This is a genomic window from Pseudonocardia halophobica (genome assembly GCF_027922425.1).
Taxonomy (GTDB): domain Bacteria; phylum Actinomycetota; class Actinomycetes; order Mycobacteriales; family Pseudonocardiaceae; genus Pseudonocardia; species Pseudonocardia halophobica.
Map to the genome: position 1 here is coordinate 127,705 of NZ_BSFQ01000011.1, position 18,861 is coordinate 146,565.

The window sequence follows — 18,861 nt, forward strand, 5'->3', positions numbered from 1 at the left end:
ACCGGAGTCTCACCTGCGAGGACCCGGACCAGGAGGCACACCATGTTCACCACGACGCTCTGCCAGACCTGCACCGCCATCGTCACCGTCCCCGAGGGCGCGCTCGCCACCCGGCCGTGCCGCTGCCGCGGCTGCGGCGCCGTCGTGACGCACCGACCATGGGAACCCGAACCGACGGCTCAGGTGCTGGCCTTCCCCGCGCCGGGAACGCGGCTCGCCCGTGTCGCGTGACCCGCCGGCCCGTTCTCCCGGAACCGCGGCCGTGCTGTCGACGCCCTGGAGCAGGCCTTCCGCTGACGGCGACGCGTCCGAGATCAGGATGTTTCGACGGGCGCATCGGTGGCACACGGCTGCTGCCAGGCACAGCGATGGTCCTCGTCGGGGCGGTGGCGTGTCTGGGCGTCAGGGTCCACCGGTCCACCGACCGTGGGGCACAACCCTGGTGCAGGAGTCCCGCGGCCGTCGACCGGGCTCGGTGGTCGCCGCGGGACTCCACTCCCCGGCTCGCGCCGCTGCGCGAGGGCAGGCGAACCGCTCGAGCGGGAAGGCCTGTCGGAGGAGGCGCGAGCGATATCGGGGAAGCGCGCCTCCTCCACCGAGCACGAGGCGCCCAGGCACCCCCACACGTCACTGGGCGCCTCCCCTCGGGGGAGCGCACGGCGACGATCCTCCAGCCGCGTCGTGCGCTCCCCCCGAGCGCGCACGAGCGGTCAGCCGACCATCCGGGCGACGAGCCGGCGCTGCAGGCGGAGGGCGGGTCGGGGGGCGCCGGGGCAGGGGGACGGGGTCTGCTCGGCGTGCAGGTGGTGGCGGTCCTGCGGGGCCGGGCGAGTAAGGGTGGCGGTGGCGGTCATCGGATTCTCCTTCGTTCGCTGCTGAGGAGAACCCTGCTCCCGATCGCGGCCCCGCACCGTCGGCCCGACGACGGATGCGCCGGGTGAGCGCCGTGTCGGCCGATCGGGGGACGGCCGCCCTACAGGAACCGGTGGTCGACGGCGACCTTGCCGGTCGACGAGCCCGCGGGCCGCTCGTGCTCGCCCTCCTCCTCCGGCTCGTGCGCGAGCAGGTCGCGCTGGCTCGGCAGGAGCACGACGTCCCGGTTGTGCAGGGCCAGGGCGCGGGCGTAGCGCTGGGCGATGTCCTGCATCGGGGTGTCCGTCCCGCCGACCCCGAAGACCGTGCCCGCGTAGTCCAGCGGGCCCATCAGCTCCCGGATGCGGTCCCGGTCCGACGGCGGGACCAGCTCGGCCGGGTCGCCGCCGGCGAACCAGCCCATCGGCACGGCCGTCCCGGCCGGGACGACCGTGTTGACGTGCACCACGGCGTGGAAGTCGAGCTCCGCGCCGACCCCGAGGCGGGCGCCGTTGAACACCACCGCGCCGGTCGCGATGCGGGTGTCGCCCTCGATCACGCAGCCGGTCAGCGAGGCGTGCGGCCCGACGAGCACGTGGTCGCCGAGCCGGGTCGGGTGCCGGGCGACGCCGCGCACCACCGCGTTCTCCATGATCACGCAGTGGGCCCCGATCTCGACCGGCCCGCCCTCGGCGGTGACCACGGCCCCGAAGAGGACCCGGCTGTGCGGGCCGACGGTGACGTCCCCGCACAGCACGGCGTTGGGGGCGATGTAGGCGGACTGCGCCACCCGGGGACTGTGCAACCGGTGCCGGACGAACACCGCGTGCCGGCCCACCGGCCGTGGGAGCGGCTGGTACTCCTCGCCCATGATGGCCTCCCGACGAACGTGCCCGTGCGGGTCGGCGATTGTCCTCGGGGCCGGCGCACGCGACAAGGTCCGCGAGGCCCTCGGCCCGGCGGACCCGTCGTCAGCAGTGCGGCAACACGGGGTCGGCGGCCCCGGCCACCCCGGCCACTCCGACGAGTCCGAGGACGGCGAGCCCGCCGGTGGCGGCGACCGCGATGCGCTTGTTCATCTTCAGGAGTCCCTTCAGGGCGTCTGCCCGGGTGGTTCCGGGGTCCTCCGAAGGGTGGTGCGGCGCGCTCGCCGCCAGGACCGGGTGATCGGCCGACGCCGCGGGGGACGCGAGGCCCTGACCGGCGGACGGCAGGGGGCGGAACGGGTGGGCGAGCGGGAGGGAGCGCCGCTCGCCCACCCGTCGGTCAGCCGGCCGTGACCGTGAGCCGGCCGAGGGTGGCGGCCCGGTCGGGGTGGTCGGCGGGGACGACCGCGGAGGACAGCGCCGTCCAGCAGGACGGGCAGCTGTACTGCCGGAACACGACGGGCGCGTCGACGTAGTCGGTCGCCTGCGCGATGATCTGCGGCCCGGCGTCGGTCGGCGGCCCGTCGTAGACCGCGAGGGCGAGCGGGCCCTCCCCGGTGTCCCCGAGGATCTCGGCGCAGTGCGCGCAGGCGACCGCGGAGCCGACCTCGACGAGGTTGTCGTCGACCCGCTTGACCGACGACAGGTCCGCCTTGCCACGGGTCTCGCCCGCCACCCGGGACCGGTCGCGCCGGACGCCGCGCAGCCGCTCCCGCTCGGCCGCCGTCGCCGCCGGGTCGACCCTGCCGTCCGCGAGGACCACGCCGTACACGCCGGTCGCCGCGCCGGCGGTGATCTTCTGCTCGCGCAGGTCCCGGACGACGGCCTCGGGGTCGCGGGTCAGCGGGTCGCCGTAGCCCCCGCCGCCCTGCCAGGTCATCGCGAAGACCTCGCCGGGCGCCAGGTAGCTCGACGCGTAGTTCTGCCCGGGCTCCAGCGTGTCGCCGACCTCCTCCAGCGAGGACGGCATCCGGCCGGAGCCGAGCAGTTCCGCCACCCTGCTCTGCCGCGCGACGACGTCGAGCCCGCTGTTGCCGGGGTGCCCGCCGGACAGCCCGGCGTTCTGCGCCACCGCCTTGCCCGCGCTCGCGAGCACGAGGCCCATCGGGAGGCTGGTGCCGTGCGGGGTGATCGCGATCGAGGCGCCGAGCCCGCCGCGGTGCCGCCCGGGCCCGCCGGAGTCCGGCACCTCGCGCCGCCACAGCGTGAGGACGGGGTAGAGGAACTCGGTCATCTCGACGTCCGGCACCCGGCCCATCGGGATGCAGAACAGGCCGCCGGTGTCGACGCCGTCGGCGTGCGGGCGGGCGCCGTACCCGCCGGCCATCGGCTCCATCATGATCGACAGGAACGGGGCGGGCTGCTCGCCGCGCTCGTCCAGCCCGGCGATGACGGCGGTGTCCCACGTGCCGCAGCAGGTGGCCTGGACGTTCTTGCCCAGCTCCAGGTCCCGGTCGAGCATCTGGGACAGGCACTCGGCGATCAGGCTGCCGGTCAGCCAGGCCGGCCCGATCGGCCCGCGCCCGACGGCGGCGGGGAAGGTCGCGTTGTTGAGCGTGCCCTCCTCGGTGACCAGGTCGAAGCAGCGCATCAGCCCGCCGGCGGACCACGGGATGTCGTTGGCCAGGATCGGCAGCAGCGCCAGCATGACGCCGCCGCGCATGCCGGCGTAGGTGCAGTTGATCACGCCGGCCTGCGGGTCCGTGCCCGTGAAGTCGAAGGTCAGCCGGTCGCCGGTCTTCGTGGTGGTCACCGTGATCTTGTGCAGGTCCCGGTCGCCCTCGTGGGACTGGTCCTGGTACCCGGTGGCGGTCCACGAGCCGTCCGGCAACGCGGAGAGCTTGTCCCGCAGGCGGGTCTCGGCGTCGGACATCATCCGCTTCATCACGGCCTTGACCGTGTCCGGCCCGTACTGCGCGATCAGGGCGTGCAGCCGCTCGGCGCCGACGTTGTTGGCGCCGATCTTGGCCCGCAGGTCCAGCCCGACCAGCATCGGGACGCGGGAGCGGCGCACCCAGAGGTCGGCGACGTCGCGCTGCAGCCGGCCCTCGCGCACGACCTTGACCGGCGGGGTGGGCAGGGACTCGGAGAAGACGTCCTGCGCCGCCGGGGAGAACGAGCCGAGGCCGACGCCGCCGAGGTCGGGCTGGTGGGCGATGGCGCTGGTCCAGGCGAAGAGCTTCCCGTCGTGGAAGACGGGCTGGTAGACGATCACGTCGTTCTGGTGCAGCCCGCCGCCGACCCACGGGTCGTTGCACAGGAACATGTCGCCGGCCTCGATGCCGGGGTTGTCGGCGCGGTTGCGCAGCGTCCAGTAGATCGCCAGGTCCACGGCGCCGACGAGCATCGTGTTGTAGAGGCCGACCTGGACCTCCTGGCCCAGCTCGTCCGAGATGGCGAAGTCGAAGTCGTTGGCGTCGGTGACGATCGGCGAGCCGGACATGCGCTTGAGCGCCTCACCCATCTCGTCGGTCACCGACCAGAGCCGGTGCCGGATGACCTCGTAGGTGAGCGGGTCGAGGGCGTCGATCTGCTCCTGGGTCACGCTGTGGACCGGGAGCGACGACGGCAGCGAGCGGGCCAGCTCGTCGGGGTCGACGGGGCGGCTGGAGAAGGCCTCCGAGCCGGGGATCGGCATGGTCATCTCAAGCACTCCTGCGGATGGTGAGGTTGCCGAGGTGGTCGACGGTGCCCGTTGTCCCGCCCGGGACGACGACGGTGGTCGTCGGCACCTCGACGATCGCCGGGCCGGTCAGGACGTGGCCGGCGCGCAGCGCGGCGTAGTCGTGGACGGGGGTGTCGACGTAGCCGAGGCGGGCGTCGAGCTGCACGGGCCGAGTCGTGAACGGGATCGCTTCTCCCTGTGCCGCCGGCACTTCCGGCAGCTCCGGGCTGAACGGGAGCACCCCCACAGCCCGGACCCGGAAGGTGATCGCCTGGATGCCGGCCTCGCGGAACCCGGCGTCCTTGCCGAACAGCTCGGCGTAGCGCTTCTCGAACGCCGCCGCGGCGGCCTCGACCTCGGGCATGCCCAGCGGACCGTTCGCCACCGGAGCCGTGACCTCGGCGAGCTGCATCGAGTACCGCATGTCGATCTCGCGGAACAGCTCGACCTTCTCGAAGGTCACGCCCTGCCGCTCCAGACCCTCGCGGACCCGGCTCTCCAGCTCGGCGAAGTTGCGTTCGGCCCGCTGCGGGTCGAAGGGCACGACGGTCGGGTCGGAGAGCTCGGCCGCCAGCACGATGTCCGACGAGGCCAGCCCGAACGCGGAGAAGGCCGACGCCACGGGCCCGAGCGGGACCACGACCTCGTCGCAGCCCACCTCGGCGGCGTACCCGGCGCAGTGCGCGGGGCCCGCCCCGCCGAAGGCGTAGAGCACGAAGTCGCGCGGGTCGTGCCCGGCCTCGACGACCGTCTTGCGCAGCAGGTCGCCGGTCTGTGCGTTCTGCACCGTGTAGATCGCCGCCGCGGCCTCCTCGACGGTCAGCCCGAGCGGCTTGGCGATCTGGGTGTCGATGGCCTGCCGGGCGAGGTCCAGCGAGAGCGGCTTGCGCCCGCCGAGCAGACCCCGCTCCGGGAGGATGCCGAGCACGAGGTTCGCGTCCGTGTTGGTGGGCTCGGTGCCGCCGTTGCCGTAGCAGGCGGGACCGGGGACGGCCTGGGCGCTGCGCGGGCCGATCCGCAGGTTGCCGCCGGCGTCGAGCCAGGCGATGGCGCCGCCGCCGGAGCCGATCGCGTCGACGCGCAGCGTGGGGACGTTGATCGGGTGGTGGTTGATCACCGTGGTCGTGTCGCGGACGGGCTCGCCGTCCACGACCAGGCCGGCGAGGAAGGTCGTGCCGCCGACGTCCGTGGAGATGATGTTGCGGTGGCCGAGCTGGCGGCCCAGGGCCACCGACCCGACGACGCCGCCGGTGAGCACGGACCCGACGGTGCTGATCGCCGCCGCCGGTGCCTCCTTGGCGGCCACGGCGCCGCCGTTGGACTGCATGACGAGCAGCGGACCGGTGAGGCCGTTGTCCCGCAGCGACGACTCCAGCGTGCCGAGGTAGTCCCGCAGGCCGGGCCCGATCTGCGTGCTCATGATCGTGGTGGCGTTGCGGGAGAACTCCCGGATCCGGGGGCTGACCTCGGACGACAGCGCGACGAAGACCTCCGGGTCCGCCTCCGCGATCAGCTCGCGCAGCCGGCGCTCGTGCACCGGGTTGCGGAAGGACCACAGCAGGGAGACGGCGATCGCGCGCCCCCCGTCCGCCAGCAGGGCCCGGATCGCGGCGCGCGCCTCGTCCTCGTCGAGCCCGACGACCACGGCGCCGTCGCGGTCGATCCGCTCGGTCACCTCGAGGGCGTGCCGCTTCGGCAGCAGCGCGTGGTCCTTGTTCTGCCCGAGGACGTGCTGCAGCTCGTGCGGGGAGCGGCCGAGGTACCGGCCCTCGACGTTCATGATGAAGATCGAGTCCCGGTGGCCCTTGGTGGTGAGGAACCCGACCGGAGGCACGTTGCCCATGACCAGGGCGTTGAGCGACGACGTCGTCCCGTGCGCGATGTGGTGGGTCTCCGCCAGCATCTCGGGCAGCGGTTTCCCGAGCTGGTCGGCCAGCAGCCGCAGGACGTCGAGGACGCCCTGCGAGTAGTCCGGCGGGGTGGACGGGGACTTCGCGGCGAGCACGGTCCCGGCGTCGTCGTCGAGCACGGCGTCGGTGAACGTGCCGCCCACGTCCACGCCGATGACATAGGCCATGGCTGGCGCTCCTTCGCGCAGGGGTGGCTGACGGATGCGTAGACTATTCAACACATCCGACGGTAGTCAACCTTGACTTCTCCGGCTTCTATGTCGTCGAATAGTCGACGGCAAAGTCAAAGAAGCTGGTACGGAGAGGGAGCAGATGCAGCCACGTCGCGTCGCGGTGCTGGGCGGAGGGCCGGGCGGGCTCTACGCCGCCCGCCTGCTCAAGCTCGCGGATCCGTCCTGCGAGGTCGTCGTGCACGAGCAGGGCGAGCCCGACACCACCTTCGGTTTCGGCGTGGGGCTCGCCGCCGGCACGCAGCGCAAGCTCGAGGCCGCCGACCCGGACACGCTGCGGGACCTCGTGGCCGCGGGCCTGCGGCACGACATGACGATGCAGGTCGGGCCGCACACGACCCGGGTGCGCAACGACCGGCTGATCGGCATCGCGCGCACCGAGCTGCTCGCCGTGCTGCAGCGGCACGCGGAGAAGGCCGGCGTGGTGCTGGAGTTCGGCACGCGCGTGACCGCCGGGGAGCTCGACGCGGACGTGGTGGTCGCCGCGGACGGCGTCAGCAGCGCGACCCGCGAGAACGGGCCGTTCGGCGGGCGGATCGAGGTCGGCCGGGGCCTCTACCTGTGGTGCGGCACCGACTTCGCCCTCGACGACGCCGTCTTCGCGCCGGTGGAGACCGAGCACGGGGTGTTCGTCACGCACGCCTACCCCTACTCCGGCGGGCGCAGCACCTTCCTCGTCGAGACGGACGAGGAGACCTGGCGGCGGGCCGGCTTCGACGCGTCCACGCAGGCCACCAAGTTCGACGCCTCGGACGAGACCTCGCTGCGTTACCTCCGGGAGGTCTTCGCCGAGCAGCTGCGCGGGCACGCGCTGATCGGCAACCGGACGCGCTGGCTGCGCTTCCGCACCGTCTGCTGCGACCGCTGGTCGGCGGGGAACACCGTGCTGCTGGGCGACGCCGCGCACACCGCGCACTTCTCCATCGGCTCGGGCACGAAGCTGGCGATGGAGGACGCGATCGGCCTGGTCGAGGCGCTGCGCGCCGAGCCGGACCGGGATGCGGCGTTCGCGCGCTACGAGGCGGTGCGCCGGCCCGCCGTCGAGCGGCTGCAGGAGCTCGCCCGGCGCAGCCAGCTGTGGTGGGAGTCCTTCCCCGCCCGGCTGCACCTGCCCGTCGAACGGCTGATGGTCGCCTACATGTCCCGGGCCGGGAACGTGCCGCTGGACCGGTTCGCGCAGACCAGCCCGGACGTCGTCGGCGCGGCGCTGGAGCAGTACGCCGGCGAGCCCGCCGACGTCGCTCCCGAGGGCATCACCTCCTGGGTCCTCGACCACCCGCCGGCCCGCCACCGCGCCGCCGACCTCGTCCCGCTGCGCGCCGCGCTCGACGACCCGTGGTCCGCGGCCGGGGACGCGCTCGTCGCGCAGGCGCGGGGCACGGCCGGGGTCCGGCTCACCGGACCGCCCGACCGCCCTGCGCTGCTGACCCGCCTGGACCTGGCCGAGCGGATCGGTCTCGAGGCCGGCGTGCCGACGGCGGTGGAGGGACCGGCCGCGCTGCGCGACGATCTGGCGGCCGGGCTGGTCAGCGGACGCACCGACCGGGTGGTGCTCACCGACGTACAGGAGACGCCATGACCCTCGCCCAGGCCCCTCTGGTCCCGTACCCCGAGGCCGACGTCCGCGCCTACCGCGAGGCCGGGCTGTGGGGCACCGCCCCGATCGCCACCGAGTTCCACCGGGTGGCCCTCGCCCACCCGGACCGGGAGGCCGTCGTCGCCCTCGACGGCCGGCTGACCTACCGCGCGCTCGACGAGCGCACCGACCGGCTCGCCGCCGGGCTCGCCGGGCTCGGGCTGCGGCCCGGCGACCCGGTGCTGTTCCAGGTCACGAACCGGCTCGACGCCGTCGTCGCCTGGTACGGGGTGCTGAAGGCCGGGCTGGTCCCGGTCGCCACCCTGGCCGCGCACCGCGGACACGAGATCGGCGAGATCAGCCGCCGCGTCGGGGCGGTCGCGCACCTGGTCGAGGCGGGGACGCGCGGCTTCGACCTGGTCGGCTTCGCCGAGGAGCAGCGGGCGGGGCACCCGACGTTGCGGCACGTCCTGGTCGTCGGCGACGACCCGCGCGGCGTGGCGCTGTCGACCCTCGGCGCCGACGTCGACGGGGAGTCCGCCCGGGCGCTCGTCGAGCGGGTGCAGGCCGACCTGGAGCCCGACGCCGTCGCGGCCTTCCAGCTCTCCGGCGGCACCACCGGAGTGCCCAAGGTGATCCCGCGGCTGCACGCCGAGTACTGGTACAACGCCGTGGAGTACGCGCGGTCCTGGGGTTGGACCGCAGACACCCGCGTCGCGCACCTGATCCCGATCATCCACAACGCCGGGATCGTCTGCGCGGTCCACGGCCCGCACAGCGTCGGCGCCTGCCTGGTCCTCGGCACGCCCGACCTCGACGAGTCGTTGCCGCTGATGGCGCCCGAGGGCGCGACGCACGTGCTGCTCGGGCACGGGCACTACCGGGCCGCCGAGCACCCGGACTTCCCCGCGGCCGTCGCGGCCGTGACCCAGGTCGTGCTGTCCGGCAGCAAGGTCCCGCCCGCCCTGTTCGACGGCCTGGAGGACCGCGGGCTCTGGTCGGGGCAGCTGTTCGGGATGGGCGAGGGGCTGTTCCTCACCACCCGGCCGGGCGCGCCCCGGGAGGCCCGCGCCACGACCGTCGGCACCCCGCTGTCCGCGCACGACGAGGTGCGGATCCTCGAACCGGGGACGGAGGACGAGGTCCCGCCCGGCGAGGTCGGCGAGCTGTGCTGTCGCGGGCCCTACACCCTGCGCGGCTACTTCGACGCCCCGGAGCACAACGCCCGCGCCTTCACGAGCGACGGGTTCTACCGCACCGGCGACCTGGCCGCGCTGGTCGAGATCGAGGGGCAGCGGCACGTCTCGATCGAGGGCCGGATCAAGGACCTCATCAACCGCGGCGGCGAGAAGATCAACGCCGAGGAGGTGGAGCTGCTGCTGCTCCGCCACCCGCGGATCACCGGCGCGGCCGTGGTCGCCATGCCGGACCCCCGGCTCGGCGAGCGGACGTGCGCGTACGTGGTGGTCGAGGGGCCCGACCTGACCCTGCCCGAGGTGCAGGAGCACTTCGCCGGGCTGGGCGTCGCCAAGTTCAAGTGGCCGGAGCGGATCGAGCACCTCGCCGAGATCCCGCGGACGCTCGTGGGCAAGACCGACAAGAAGGCCCTGGCGGCCGACATCGCTTCCAAGGTGGGTACATGAAGAGGATCGGGCTGGTCGTCCCCAGCTCCAACGTGACCGTCGAGACCGAGATCCCCGCCCTGCTCGCCCGGCACCCCGAGCGGTTCTCCTTCCACTCCAGCCGGATGCGGATGCACCAGGTGTCGCCGGAGGAGCTCAGGGCGATGAACGCGCAGCGCGAGCGGTGCGTCGACGAGCTGGCCGACGCCCGCGTCGACGCCCTGCTCTACGCCTGCCTCGTCGCACTGATGGCGCAGGGGCCGGGGGAGCACCAGCGCGTCGAGAAGGAGGTGCGCGCGCAGATCGACGCCGTGGTCCTGTCCAGCGCGGGCGCCCTGGTCGAGGGGCTGCAGGCGCTGGGCGCGCGGCGGATCGCGCTGGTCACGCCGTACCTGAGGCCCCTGGCCGAGCAGGTCGTCGCGTACCTCGAGGCGGAGGGGTTCGCCGTCGTCGACTGGGTGGCCCTCGAGGTGGGGGACAACGCCGAGGTCGGCTGCATCCCCGGCGACCGGGTGCTCGGCGCGGCCCGCGGGCTGGACCTGACCGGTGCGGACGCCCTGGTGATCTCCGCCTGCGTGCAGATGCCGTCGCTGGACCTCGTCGCGCCCGCCGAGGAGGAGTTCGGGCTGCCGGTGCTGTCCGCGGCCACCGCCGGGGCGTACGCGCTGCTGCGCGGGCTCGGCCTCGATCCGGTGCTTCCCGGGGCGGGGAGCCTGCTCGCCGGGGCCGGTCGGTCGGCTGCGCCCGCTCCGGCGCCACCTACCATCGGCGCATGAGCGAACCGGGGGCGGGCCGGAAGGGCGGGCGGGCCGGCACGGCCCGGCGCGAGCTGGTCGAGAACGAGCTCTACGAGCACGCCACCCGGCTCTTCGCCGAGCGCGGCTTCGCCGGCACGAGCCTGCAGGACATCGCCGACGCCCTCGGCATCACCCGGCCCGCGCTCTACTACTACGTCAAGAGCAAGGACGAGCTGCTGGCCAAGCTCGTCACCGAGGTCACCAACGGCCCGCTGGACGAGCTGAACGCGCTCGTCGAGCGGGACGAGGACCCGGTGCGGCGGCTGCGCGGGATCGTCGAGGTGATCGTCGGGAGGCGGACCACACAGCCCGCGCGGTTCCGGCTGCTCATCCGCTCCGAGGCCGAGCTCCCGGCCGAGCTGACCACGGCCTACGACGAGAGCCGCCGCGCGGTGCTCAAGGTCATCGCCGGGGTGGTCGACGACGGCGTCCGCGCGGGCCGCTTCCGGCCCGTCGACGCCCGGGTCGCGGCGCTGGGCGTGCTCGGCATGTGCAACTGGGTCGCCTGGTGGTTCCATCCCGGCGGCAGGGACACCGCCGCGAGCGTGACCGACCAGCTCGCGGACATGGCCGTCGCCGCTCTGGTCCGTCCCGACGGCCAGGCCCCCGAGGCCGAGGGGCCGGCGGCGGCCCTGAAGTTGTTGCGCCAGGACCTCGACCACCTGGAGCGCATCCTCGATCTCTGATCCCGCCGGTCCCACGGGCCCCTCCGTCGCAGGTGGAGGAGCCCTTCCTGTGTCCGAGGCCGCATTCGTCGAATGTGTAGAACTGTTGACTCGGTCGTCGACAGACGCGTACCGTCGACGGTGTCCGACACGAGGAGGCTGTTGATGAGCGAGCGGGACCACCGGGTGCAGGGGGTCGACCACGTCGCGTTCCCGACCTTCGACCCGGCCGCGACGGTGCGCTTCTACCGGGACGTCCTGGGGTTCCCGGTCGTGCACTCGATCTGTGCAGCGGGCTGGGGGCCGGAGGACCACCCCGACTTCATCCACTTCTTCTTCGACATCGGCAACTCCGACCGGATCGCGTTCTTCTACTACTTCGGCACCGACACCTCGGTCGGCGGCGCGGAAGGGGAGAAGGGGGACGTCTACGCACGCTTCGGCGCGGACGTCCCGGAGTACTTCGTCCGGTCCCGGCACCTCGCGATCCACGTGGACGACGAGGAAGACCTGCTGGAGTACCGGCGCCGGCTCGACGCGAGCGACTGGCCCGTGGAGATGCAGATCCAGCACGAGACGATCGAGTCGATCTACACGCACGACCCGAACGGCTACATGTTCGAGATCACCAGGGCGATGCGGCCGGTCACGCCGCAGGAGGACCTCGACGCGAACCTCACGATCGACGCGCTGCTCGACGTCGTCGCCGAGCCCGAGCCGACCTTCGGCAAGCTGCTGGCGCGCAAGGCCGAGCTGATCGTCGAGAAGGCCGCGGGCTGGGAGACGGTGGTCCGATGACCACGCTCTACGTCCTGGACGTCCCGGAGAACACGGCCGTCGCCAAGGTCGCCGCCGAGGACCCCGCGGTGGTCGTCGACAAGATCGGCCCGTACTTCGAGATCCGGGCGGACGGGCCGATCGTCATCGACCGCCGCGCGACGGGGTGCCGGCACGCGGTCTGGTACTCCTGCGTCGGCGGGGTGGCCCGGGACGGGCGGATCACCCAGCACGACAAGGACGCGCTGCGCGTGGAGCCGGTGTGAACACAGCCGCTTCGACCGGGGGCCTGGGCGCGGGCCGCTACCTGGCCGCGGGGCAGCGGCCGGATTCCACGGTCACCACCGTGCACGAGCTGACCACCGCCGACGGGGCGACCGTGCGCGGTGTGCTGGCCACGGTGCCCGGGGCCCGGACGGTGGTCTGCCTGATGCACCCGCGCCAGGACGTCACGCACCACCCGCTGGTCCCTCTGCTGCTGCAGGCCGGTGCGGCCGTGTGGACCCAGCACACGCGCTCGGTGAACAACGACCTCACGCTGGTCCACGAGCAGGCACTGCTCGACGTCGCCGCGGGCCAGGTCTTCCTGCGCGAGCAGGGCTTCGAGTCGGTGGTGGTGCTGGGGCACTCCGGCGGCGGCACGCTCTACGCCTTCTACCTCGAGCAGGCCGCGCTCGCGCCCGGCGACCGGATCGTCACCACCCCCGGCGGCCGGCCGACGAAGCTCGCCGACGCGCCCATGCCGGTGGCCGACGGCGCGGTCTTCCTGGCTCCGCACCCGGGGCAGGGGGCGCTGCTGCTGGGCTGCATCGACCCGTCCGTCGCCGACGAGTCCGACCCGCTCTCGGTCGTCCCGGAGCTCGATCCCTTCTCGACGGCCAACGGGTTCGCCGAGCCGCCGACGAGCGCGACGTACTCCACGGAGTTCCTGCAGCGGTACCGGGCGGCGCAGCGCGACCGCGTCGCCCGGATCGACGCCGTGGCGCGGGAGCACCTCGCTCGCGCGGCCGAGGCGCGCGCCGCCGTCAAGGCGACCGGGAGCGCGGCGGACCGCCGTCGCTCGCTGGCCCCGCGGATCCTCACGGTGTTCCGCACGGACGCGGACCCCCGCACCGTCGACCTCTCCCTCGACCCGAGCGAGCGGCCCTACGGCTCGCTGTTCGGCAGGCGCCCCGACCTGATCAACTACGGCCAGGTCGGCTTCGGGCGGCTCACCACCCCGGAGGCCTGGCTCTCGACCTGGTCCGGGCTGAGCACCAACGCCGACTTCGTCCGCTGCGCCCCCGGCGTCGCCGTGCCGACACTGTTCGTGGAGCTCACCGGCGACCAGGCGGCCTTCCCCTCCGACACCCGCCGCATGATCGCCGCCCTCGGGTCGGACGACCTCACGGTCGCCTCCGTGCGCGGCCTGCACTTCGGCGGCGCGATCGCCGAGGGCGAGCCCACGGGCAACGAGCTCGCCGCCACCGAGATCGAGGGCTGGCTCGACAAGCGCTTCGCCCTCGCCCCACCCGGCTGAGTCGATCAGTCCTCGCGGCGGTAGGCGGGGGCGCGGGGTGGGGCGGGGCGCGGGGCGCTCCCCAGCAGCGGGCCGGTCCGGGGCGGGACGACGACCGAGAGCACGACCACGCTGGTAGACCGCCCCACCGAGGGGGACCGGTTGAGCGCGAGCAGCGCCTGCTGGAGGTCCTCGTGCGAGGAGGCGGCCAGCCGGCAGAGCACGTCGGACGAGCCGGTGGTGGCGTAGGCCTCGAGGACGGCGGGCTGGGCGGCCAGCTCGGCGGCGACGTCGTCGAGGGCGCCCTGCGCGATCTCCAGGCTGACGAAGGCCTGCACCCCGTGGCCGGCGGCGGCGAGGTCGATCTCCGGTCCGTACCCGGTGATCACGCCGGCGCGTTCGAGCCGGTCGAGGCGGGCCTGCACCGTGCCGCGGGCGACCTGGAGGGTGCGGGAGAGCTCGAGGACCCCGACGCGGGTGTGCTCCCGCAGCGCGGCGAGCAGGTCGACGTCGAGCGCGTCGAGTTCCATGTGGGCGGACTGTACAGCTGCGGGGCCCGGGAACCGGCCGAGAATGGGCGGAACGGCCAGCTCGGGTCGGCGCTGTTGCGAGAGATCGGCCGGAGAGGTGTCCTTCGTGTGCAGAGCCGCACGAGGAGGCCCGTCGTGACCGTCGATCAGTCCCTCACCAGCCAGTCCCTCACCAGCCAGGAACGCCTCGCCGACCTGGACCTCGACCAGCTCCGCCAGCTGGTCGGCCTCGTGGAGTACGACGGCGAGGGCGATCCGTTCCCCGTCACCGGCTGGGACGCCGTGGTCTGGGCGGTCGGCAACGCCACCCAGACGGCACTCTTCTACCAGGTCGTGTTCGGGATGGAGCTCGTCGCGTACTCGGGCCCCGAGACCGGCAACCGCGACCACCAGGCCTACGTGCTGCGCTCGGGCGCCGTACGGTTCGTCTTCCAGGGCGGCGTCCACCCGGGCAGCCCGCTGCTGGACCACCACCGCCGGCACGGCGACGGCATCGTCGACATCGCGCTCGAGGTGCCGGACGTCGACCGCTGCATCGCCCACGCCCGGGCGCAGGGGGCGACGATCCTGGTCGACCCGCACGACGTCACCGACGAGCACGGCACGGTCCGCACCGCCGCGATCGCCACCTACGGCGAGACCCGGCACACCCTCGTCGACCGGTCCCGCTACTCCGGTCCCTACCTGCCCGGCTACGTCGCGCGCACCTCCACCCACGTGCAACCCGAGGGCGCGCCGCGGCGGCTGTTCCAGGCCCTGGACCACGTGGTCGGGAACGTCGAGCTCGGGCACATGGACGAGTGGGTCGACTTCTACAACCGGATCATGGGCTTCACGAACATGGCGGAGTTCGTGGGCGAGGACATCGCCACCGAGTACTCGGCGCTGATGAGCAAGGTCGTGGCCAGCGGCAACCACCGGGTGAAGTTCCCGCTCAACGAGCCGGCCGTCGGGCGGAAGCGCTCGCAGATCGACGAGTACCTCGACTTCTACGGCGGGCCGGGCGCCCAGCACCTCGCGCTGGCGACCAACGACATCCTGCGGACCGTGGACGTGCTGCGCGCGAGGGGGATCCAGTTCCTCCCGACCCCCGACTCGTACTACGAGGACCCCGCGCTGCGCGCCCGCATCGGCGAGGTCCGCGTGCCGATCGCGGAGCTGCAGTCCCGCGGGATCCTGGTCGACCGGGACGAGGACGGCTACCTGCTGCAGATCTTCACCCGGCCCCTCGGCGACCGTCCGACGGTGTTCTTCGAGCTCATCGAGCGCCACGGCTCGCTGGGCTTCGGGAAGGGCAACTTCAAGGCGCTGTTCGAGGCGATCGAGCGCGAGCAGGCCCGGCGGGGCAACTTCTGAGCCCGTCGGCCGGCTTCGGGGTCGTGCGGCTCGCCGCGCGGCTCGACTGAGGGTTCCGGCGGGCGGGTCTCCGGCCCTAGGCTTTGAGGCAGCTGAATCAAAGGAGATCTCATGCCTCTGGCCCCCGACCTGCTCGGCACCCGCAGCGAGCCCGCCGAGTTCTCCTGGGACCGCGACGACGTGCTGCTCTACGCCCTCGCCGTCGGCGCCGGCCAGGACGACCCGCTCGACGAGCTGGCCTTCACCACGGACAACACCGAGGGCGTGACCACCGCGGTGCTGCCCACCTACGCCGCGATCATGACCCGGGTCGGCGCCGTTCCCCTCGGCGACATCGACCACACGAAGCTGGTGCACGCCGAGCAGGCCGTCCGGCTGCACGCCCCGCTCCCCGTGGCGGGCCGGGTGCGGGTCACCGCCGAGGTCACCGGCGTGTTCGACAAGGGCAGCGGGGCCCTGGTCGAGACCACGTGCGAGGCCGTCGACGCGGCCACCGGCGCCCCGCTCGCGACGACGGTCGGCTCCGCGTTCATCCGCGGTGAGGGCGGCTTCGGGGGCCCGCGGGGCGGCTCCGCGGCGGTCCCGGCGCCGGACGGCCCGCCGGACCACGAGGTGCACTACGCCACCGGGCCCGGCCAGGCCCTGATCTACCGGCTGACCGGGGACCGCAACCCGCTGCACACCGACCCGGCCTTCGCCGCCCGCGGCGGGTTCGACCGGCCGATCCTGCACGGCATGTGCACCTACGGCTTCACCGCCCGGGCGCTGCTGCACACCGTCTGCGGGGGCGATCCGGCCCGGTTCGCGTCCATCGAGGGCCGGTTCACCGCGCCCGTCCTGCCCGGCGACCGGCTGACCGTCGCGATCTGGCGGGACGAGACCGGCGGCGCCACCTTCCGCACCACGCGGGACGGCGACAACGCCGTGGTGATCGACCGCGGCCGGCTGCGGACGGCAGGCTAGCTCCGCCGGGGGCCCGTCGAGTCCCGGGCGACGAGCGGCGCGGGCAGCACGACCTCGGTCGCGTCGATCCGGCCGTTCAGCATGTCGACGAGCGTGCGTCCGGCCTGGTCGGCGGGGCTGGCGAGGGTGGTGAGCGGCGGGCGGCAGAAGGTCGCGCCGAAGATGTCGTCGCCGCCCACCACGCTGAGCGCGCCCGGGACCGCGACGCCGCGGTGCTCCAGCCGCTGCAGGACGCCGATGGCGAGCAGGTCGTTGAAGGCGATCACGGCCGTGGCGTCGGTGGCGAGCGCGGCGTCCGCGGCCGCGGCGCCGGCCTCGAGCGTCGGCGGGAAAGGACCGAGCAGGGTCAGGGCGACCCCGTGGCGGCGGCAGTGCGCCGCGAGCGCCGCGCGGCGGGTCGCGTCGGCCCACGAGGTCGCGGGCCCGCGCAGGTAGGCGACCGTGCGGTGGCCGAGGCTCGTCAGGTGCTCGACGACCTGGCGGCCCGAGTCGTCGAAGTCGACGCACACGCTGGGCAGCTCGGGCAGCGTGCGGTTGAACAGCACCACCGGGCGCCGGTCGCGGAGCCCGTGCAGGCCGGCGTCGTCGACGCGGGAGGACAGCACGAACCCGTCGACGAAGGGGGCGAGCCGCTCCACATGCGCGGCCTCGAGCTCCGGCTGCTCCTGGCTGTCCGCGATCACCAGGGTGTAGCCGGCGGCGGCCGCCTGGGCCTCGGCGCCGCGGATCAGGCGGGCGTTGTGCGGGTTGGCGATGTCCGGCACGACCAGGCCGAGCATCCTCGTCCGCCCGGACGGCAGGGCCTGGGCGATGCGGTTCGGCCGATAGCCCAGGCGGCGGGCGACCTCCTCGACGTGTGCGCGGGTCCGCTCGCTCACCCGACCCGGGTTGGACAGCGCGCGCGAGGCGGTCGACGTCGCGACCCCGGCCTCGCGGGCCACGTCGTAGATCGTGACCGGGCGGGACGGGCCGCTCCCGGCGCCGTCGCTGTGATCCATGCCCGGAGTGTGGCAGGCGATTGGCAATTCACGGCAACCGGTTGCCATCATGTGGCGGGCCGAGTCGAGTGAGGGGAGCCGGATGCGCGCCACCGAGGGTGGACGGAACGACACGGTGGACGGGACGACCGCGGGACGCGCAGCAGGCGGAGGGGGCAGGGCTCGGCTCATCTGGATCGCGGCGCTGCTCGCGTACGTCCTCGCGGTCACGCAAAGGACCTCGCTCGGGGCCGCGGGGCTCGACGCGGCGGACCGCTTCGGGATCTCGCCCAGCGAGCTGTCGCTGTTCGTGCTGCTCCAGGTCGGGGTCTACGCCGCGGGGCAGATCCCGGCGGGCCTGCTCGTCGACCGGTTCGGCCCCCGGCTCGTCCTCGCCGTCAGCGGGCTGATGCTGGGCGGCGGCCAGACCCTGCTCGCGTTCGCCGGGTCCGTGCCGGCCGCGGCGACCGCGCGCGTGGTGGTCGGGGCGGGCGACGCCCTGGTGTTCGCCGCGGTGATGGCGCTGGTGCCGCGCTGGTTCCCGGCCCGCCGGGTCCCGCTGCTGACCCAGGTGACCACGATCGTCGGGCAGCTCGGTCAGATCCTCTCGACGCTGCCGCTGCTCCTGCTGCTGCACGCGACCGGCTGGTCCACGGCCTTCGGGGTCGCGGCGGCGGGGAGCGTGCTCGCGGCGCTGGTCGCGGGCACGGTCGTGCGCAACGGTCCGGGCGGCGCCCCGGCGCCCGACCCGGTGCCGGCGCGTGAGCTGCTCGCCCAGGTCCGCGCGGTGTGGCGGCGGCCCGGCACCCGGCTCGGGTTCTTCGGGCACATGGGCACCCAGTTCTCGATGATGACGTTCTCGCTGCTCTGGGGCCTGCCGTACCTGGTGTCCGCGCAGGGCCTCGACGCCGTGACCGCGGGCGCGCTCATGACGCTGCTGGTGGTGGCGTCGGTCTGCGTGGGCCCGGTCGTCGGGATGCTGACGGCGCGGCACCCGATGCGCCGGTCGTGGCTGCTGCTCGGCGTGATCGCCGCGACGGTCGCGGTGTGGACGGTCGTGCTCGCGCTGCCGGGGCCGGCGCCGTTCTGGCTGCTCGTGCTGCTGATCCTGGTGCTCGCCGTCGGCGGACCGGGCTCGGTCGTCGGGTTCGACATCGCGCGGACCACGAACCCGCGCGGCAACCTCGCCGTGGCCCAGGGCATGGTCAACATCGCCGGCTACAGCGCCTCGCTGGTGCTGCTCGCGGCGGTCGGCGCCGTGCTCACCGCGCTCGGCGGCTTCACCGCGGAGGCGTTCCGGGTCGCCTGGCTGCTGCAGTACCCGATCTGGGCGCTCGCGGTCGTGGGCATCCTCGCGACGCGGCGCAAGGCCCGCCGGCTCGACGCGGCCCGCGGGATCGCGCCGCGCCCGTTGCGCGAGGTGGCCGCCGGCCTCCGCCGGCCGCGGCCGCTGCGTCGCAGGCCCGCCGCCCCGGCCTGCCGGCCTGCGGCCGCCCGGCGGGTGCCGGGGTGAGACC

The 18,861-nt window shown here is 73.9% G+C and carries 17 protein-coding genes; 11 read left to right on the forward strand and 6 right to left on the reverse strand.

What is annotated here, in order from left to right; all coding sequences use genetic code 11:
- Nucleotides 1–42: 42 nt before the first annotated feature.
- On the forward strand, nucleotides 43–231 hold the full coding sequence (locus PKE99_RS15505; RefSeq protein ID WP_037045301.1) for a hypothetical protein: 189 nt from the start codon (nucleotides 43–45) through the stop codon (nucleotides 229–231).
- 479 nt (nucleotides 232–710) lie between these two features.
- Here the strand turns inward: PKE99_RS15505 and PKE99_RS15510 are convergent, their stop codons facing one another.
- From PKE99_RS15510 to PKE99_RS15525, 4 genes are all read right to left on the reverse strand, one after another.
- The gene (locus tag PKE99_RS15510; protein WP_156067556.1) at nucleotides 711–854 is read right to left on the reverse strand and encodes a hypothetical protein; all 144 of its coding nucleotides are present in this window, start codon (nucleotides 852–854) and stop codon (nucleotides 711–713) included.
- Between the two features lie 119 nt (nucleotides 855–973).
- Nucleotides 974–1,723, reverse strand: a complete 750-nt coding sequence (locus tag PKE99_RS15515; protein WP_051737357.1) for a gamma carbonic anhydrase family protein — start codon at nucleotides 1,721–1,723, stop codon at nucleotides 974–976.
- Between the two features lie 395 nt (nucleotides 1,724–2,118).
- Nucleotides 2,119–4,422, reverse strand: coding sequence for a hydantoinase B/oxoprolinase family protein (locus PKE99_RS15520; protein ID WP_037045305.1), 2,304 nt, complete (start codon nucleotides 4,420–4,422; stop codon nucleotides 2,119–2,121).
- 1 nt (nucleotide 4,423) lies between these two features.
- Nucleotides 4,424–6,520 (reverse strand): hydantoinase/oxoprolinase family protein, encoded by a 2,097-nt coding sequence (locus PKE99_RS15525; protein ID WP_037045306.1) that lies wholly within the window; start codon nucleotides 6,518–6,520, stop codon nucleotides 4,424–4,426.
- Nucleotides 6,521–6,665: 145 nt separating this feature from the next.
- On the opposite strand from PKE99_RS15525, the gene PKE99_RS15530 reads away from it, so the two are divergent.
- From PKE99_RS15530 to PKE99_RS15560, 7 genes are all read left to right on the forward strand, one after another.
- Nucleotides 6,666–8,162, forward strand: a complete 1,497-nt coding sequence (locus PKE99_RS15530) for an FAD-dependent monooxygenase (protein WP_037045308.1) — start codon at nucleotides 6,666–6,668, stop codon at nucleotides 8,160–8,162.
- On the forward strand, nucleotides 8,159–9,802 hold the full coding sequence (locus tag PKE99_RS15535) for a (2,3-dihydroxybenzoyl)adenylate synthase (protein ID WP_037045310.1): 1,644 nt from the start codon (nucleotides 8,159–8,161) through the stop codon (nucleotides 9,800–9,802). Before PKE99_RS15530 ends, PKE99_RS15535 begins: the two co-directional genes overlap by 4 nt.
- Nucleotides 9,799–10,557: a maleate cis-trans isomerase family protein gene (locus PKE99_RS15540; protein ID WP_037045312.1), complete on the forward strand. Its 759-nt coding sequence runs from the start codon at nucleotides 9,799–9,801 to the stop codon at nucleotides 10,555–10,557. The genes PKE99_RS15535 and PKE99_RS15540 overlap by 4 nt, the downstream gene beginning before the upstream one ends.
- Nucleotides 10,554–11,264, forward strand: coding sequence for a TetR/AcrR family transcriptional regulator (locus tag PKE99_RS15545; RefSeq protein WP_037045313.1), 711 nt, complete (start codon nucleotides 10,554–10,556; stop codon nucleotides 11,262–11,264). The genes PKE99_RS15540 and PKE99_RS15545 overlap by 4 nt, the downstream gene beginning before the upstream one ends.
- A gap of 144 nt (nucleotides 11,265–11,408) precedes the next feature.
- Nucleotides 11,409–12,041, forward strand: coding sequence for a VOC family protein (locus PKE99_RS15550; protein WP_037045314.1), 633 nt, complete (start codon nucleotides 11,409–11,411; stop codon nucleotides 12,039–12,041).
- Entirely contained in the window at nucleotides 12,038–12,286 is a 249-nt protein-coding gene (locus PKE99_RS15555) for a hypothetical protein (RefSeq protein WP_037045316.1), read from the forward strand. Before PKE99_RS15550 ends, PKE99_RS15555 begins: the two co-directional genes overlap by 4 nt.
- Nucleotides 12,283–13,539, forward strand: coding sequence for an alpha/beta fold hydrolase (locus tag PKE99_RS15560; protein WP_037045317.1), 1,257 nt, complete (start codon nucleotides 12,283–12,285; stop codon nucleotides 13,537–13,539). The genes PKE99_RS15555 and PKE99_RS15560 overlap by 4 nt, the downstream gene beginning before the upstream one ends.
- Nucleotides 13,540–13,544: 5 nt before the next feature.
- Here PKE99_RS15560 and PKE99_RS15565 read toward each other — a convergent pair whose 3' ends face one another.
- Nucleotides 13,545–14,048, reverse strand: coding sequence for an Lrp/AsnC family transcriptional regulator (locus PKE99_RS15565; protein ID WP_037045319.1), 504 nt, complete (start codon nucleotides 14,046–14,048; stop codon nucleotides 13,545–13,547).
- Between the two features lie 135 nt (nucleotides 14,049–14,183).
- Here PKE99_RS15565 and hppD point away from each other — a divergent pair, with 135 nt between their 5' ends.
- Together hppD and PKE99_RS15575 are read left to right on the forward strand one after the other, a co-directional pair.
- Nucleotides 14,184–15,404, forward strand: a complete 1,221-nt coding sequence (gene hppD, locus PKE99_RS15570; RefSeq protein WP_037045321.1) for a 4-hydroxyphenylpyruvate dioxygenase — start codon at nucleotides 14,184–14,186, stop codon at nucleotides 15,402–15,404.
- Between the two features lie 111 nt (nucleotides 15,405–15,515).
- Nucleotides 15,516–16,367 carry a MaoC/PaaZ C-terminal domain-containing protein gene (locus PKE99_RS15575; protein WP_037045322.1) on the forward strand — a complete coding sequence of 284 codons (852 nt, stop codon included), beginning with the start codon at nucleotides 15,516–15,518 and terminating at the stop codon, nucleotides 16,365–16,367.
- Here PKE99_RS15575 and PKE99_RS15580 read toward each other — a convergent pair.
- Nucleotides 16,364–17,365: a LacI family DNA-binding transcriptional regulator gene (locus tag PKE99_RS15580; protein ID WP_051737358.1), complete on the reverse strand. Its 1,002-nt coding sequence runs from the start codon at nucleotides 17,363–17,365 to the stop codon at nucleotides 16,364–16,366. The two genes, PKE99_RS15575 and PKE99_RS15580, sit on opposite strands and share 4 nt — an antisense overlap.
- A gap of 82 nt (nucleotides 17,366–17,447) precedes the next feature.
- Between PKE99_RS15580 and PKE99_RS15585 the strand changes: the two genes are divergently transcribed.
- Nucleotides 17,448–18,857, forward strand: coding sequence for an MFS transporter (locus PKE99_RS15585; RefSeq protein WP_081924100.1), 1,410 nt, complete (start codon nucleotides 17,448–17,450; stop codon nucleotides 18,855–18,857).
- Nucleotides 18,858–18,861: the final 4 nt, after the last annotated feature.

Coding starts and splice junctions, on each gene's coding strand:
- PKE99_RS15520 (WP_037045305.1), bottom strand. CDS start 4,422: ATGACCATGCCGATCCCCGGCTCGGAGGCCTTCTCCAGCCGCCCCGTC.
- PKE99_RS15580 (WP_051737358.1), bottom strand. CDS start 17,365: ATGGATCACAGCGACGGCGCCGGGAGCGGCCCGTCCCGCCCGGTCACG.
- PKE99_RS15575 (WP_037045322.1), top strand. CDS start 15,516: ATGCCTCTGGCCCCCGACCTGCTCGGCACCCGCAGCGAGCCCGCCGAG.
- PKE99_RS15550 (WP_037045314.1), top strand. CDS start 11,409: ATGAGCGAGCGGGACCACCGGGTGCAGGGGGTCGACCACGTCGCGTTC.
- PKE99_RS15510 (WP_156067556.1), bottom strand. CDS start 854: ATGACCGCCACCGCCACCCTTACTCGCCCGGCCCCGCAGGACCGCCAC.
- PKE99_RS15535 (WP_037045310.1), top strand. CDS start 8,159: ATGACCCTCGCCCAGGCCCCTCTGGTCCCGTACCCCGAGGCCGACGTC.
- PKE99_RS15525 (WP_037045306.1), bottom strand. CDS start 6,520: ATGGCCTATGTCATCGGCGTGGACGTGGGCGGCACGTTCACCGACGCC.
- PKE99_RS15505 (WP_037045301.1), top strand. CDS start 43: ATGTTCACCACGACGCTCTGCCAGACCTGCACCGCCATCGTCACCGTC.
- PKE99_RS15555 (WP_037045316.1), top strand. CDS start 12,038: ATGACCACGCTCTACGTCCTGGACGTCCCGGAGAACACGGCCGTCGCC.
- PKE99_RS15545 (WP_037045313.1), top strand. CDS start 10,554: ATGAGCGAACCGGGGGCGGGCCGGAAGGGCGGGCGGGCCGGCACGGCC.
- PKE99_RS15515 (WP_051737357.1), bottom strand. CDS start 1,723: ATGGGCGAGGAGTACCAGCCGCTCCCACGGCCGGTGGGCCGGCACGCG.
- PKE99_RS15540 (WP_037045312.1), top strand. CDS start 9,799: ATGAAGAGGATCGGGCTGGTCGTCCCCAGCTCCAACGTGACCGTCGAG.
- PKE99_RS15530 (WP_037045308.1), top strand. CDS start 6,666: ATGCAGCCACGTCGCGTCGCGGTGCTGGGCGGAGGGCCGGGCGGGCTC.
- PKE99_RS15585 (WP_081924100.1), top strand. CDS start 17,448: ATGCGCGCCACCGAGGGTGGACGGAACGACACGGTGGACGGGACGACC.
- PKE99_RS15565 (WP_037045319.1), bottom strand. CDS start 14,048: ATGGAACTCGACGCGCTCGACGTCGACCTGCTCGCCGCGCTGCGGGAG.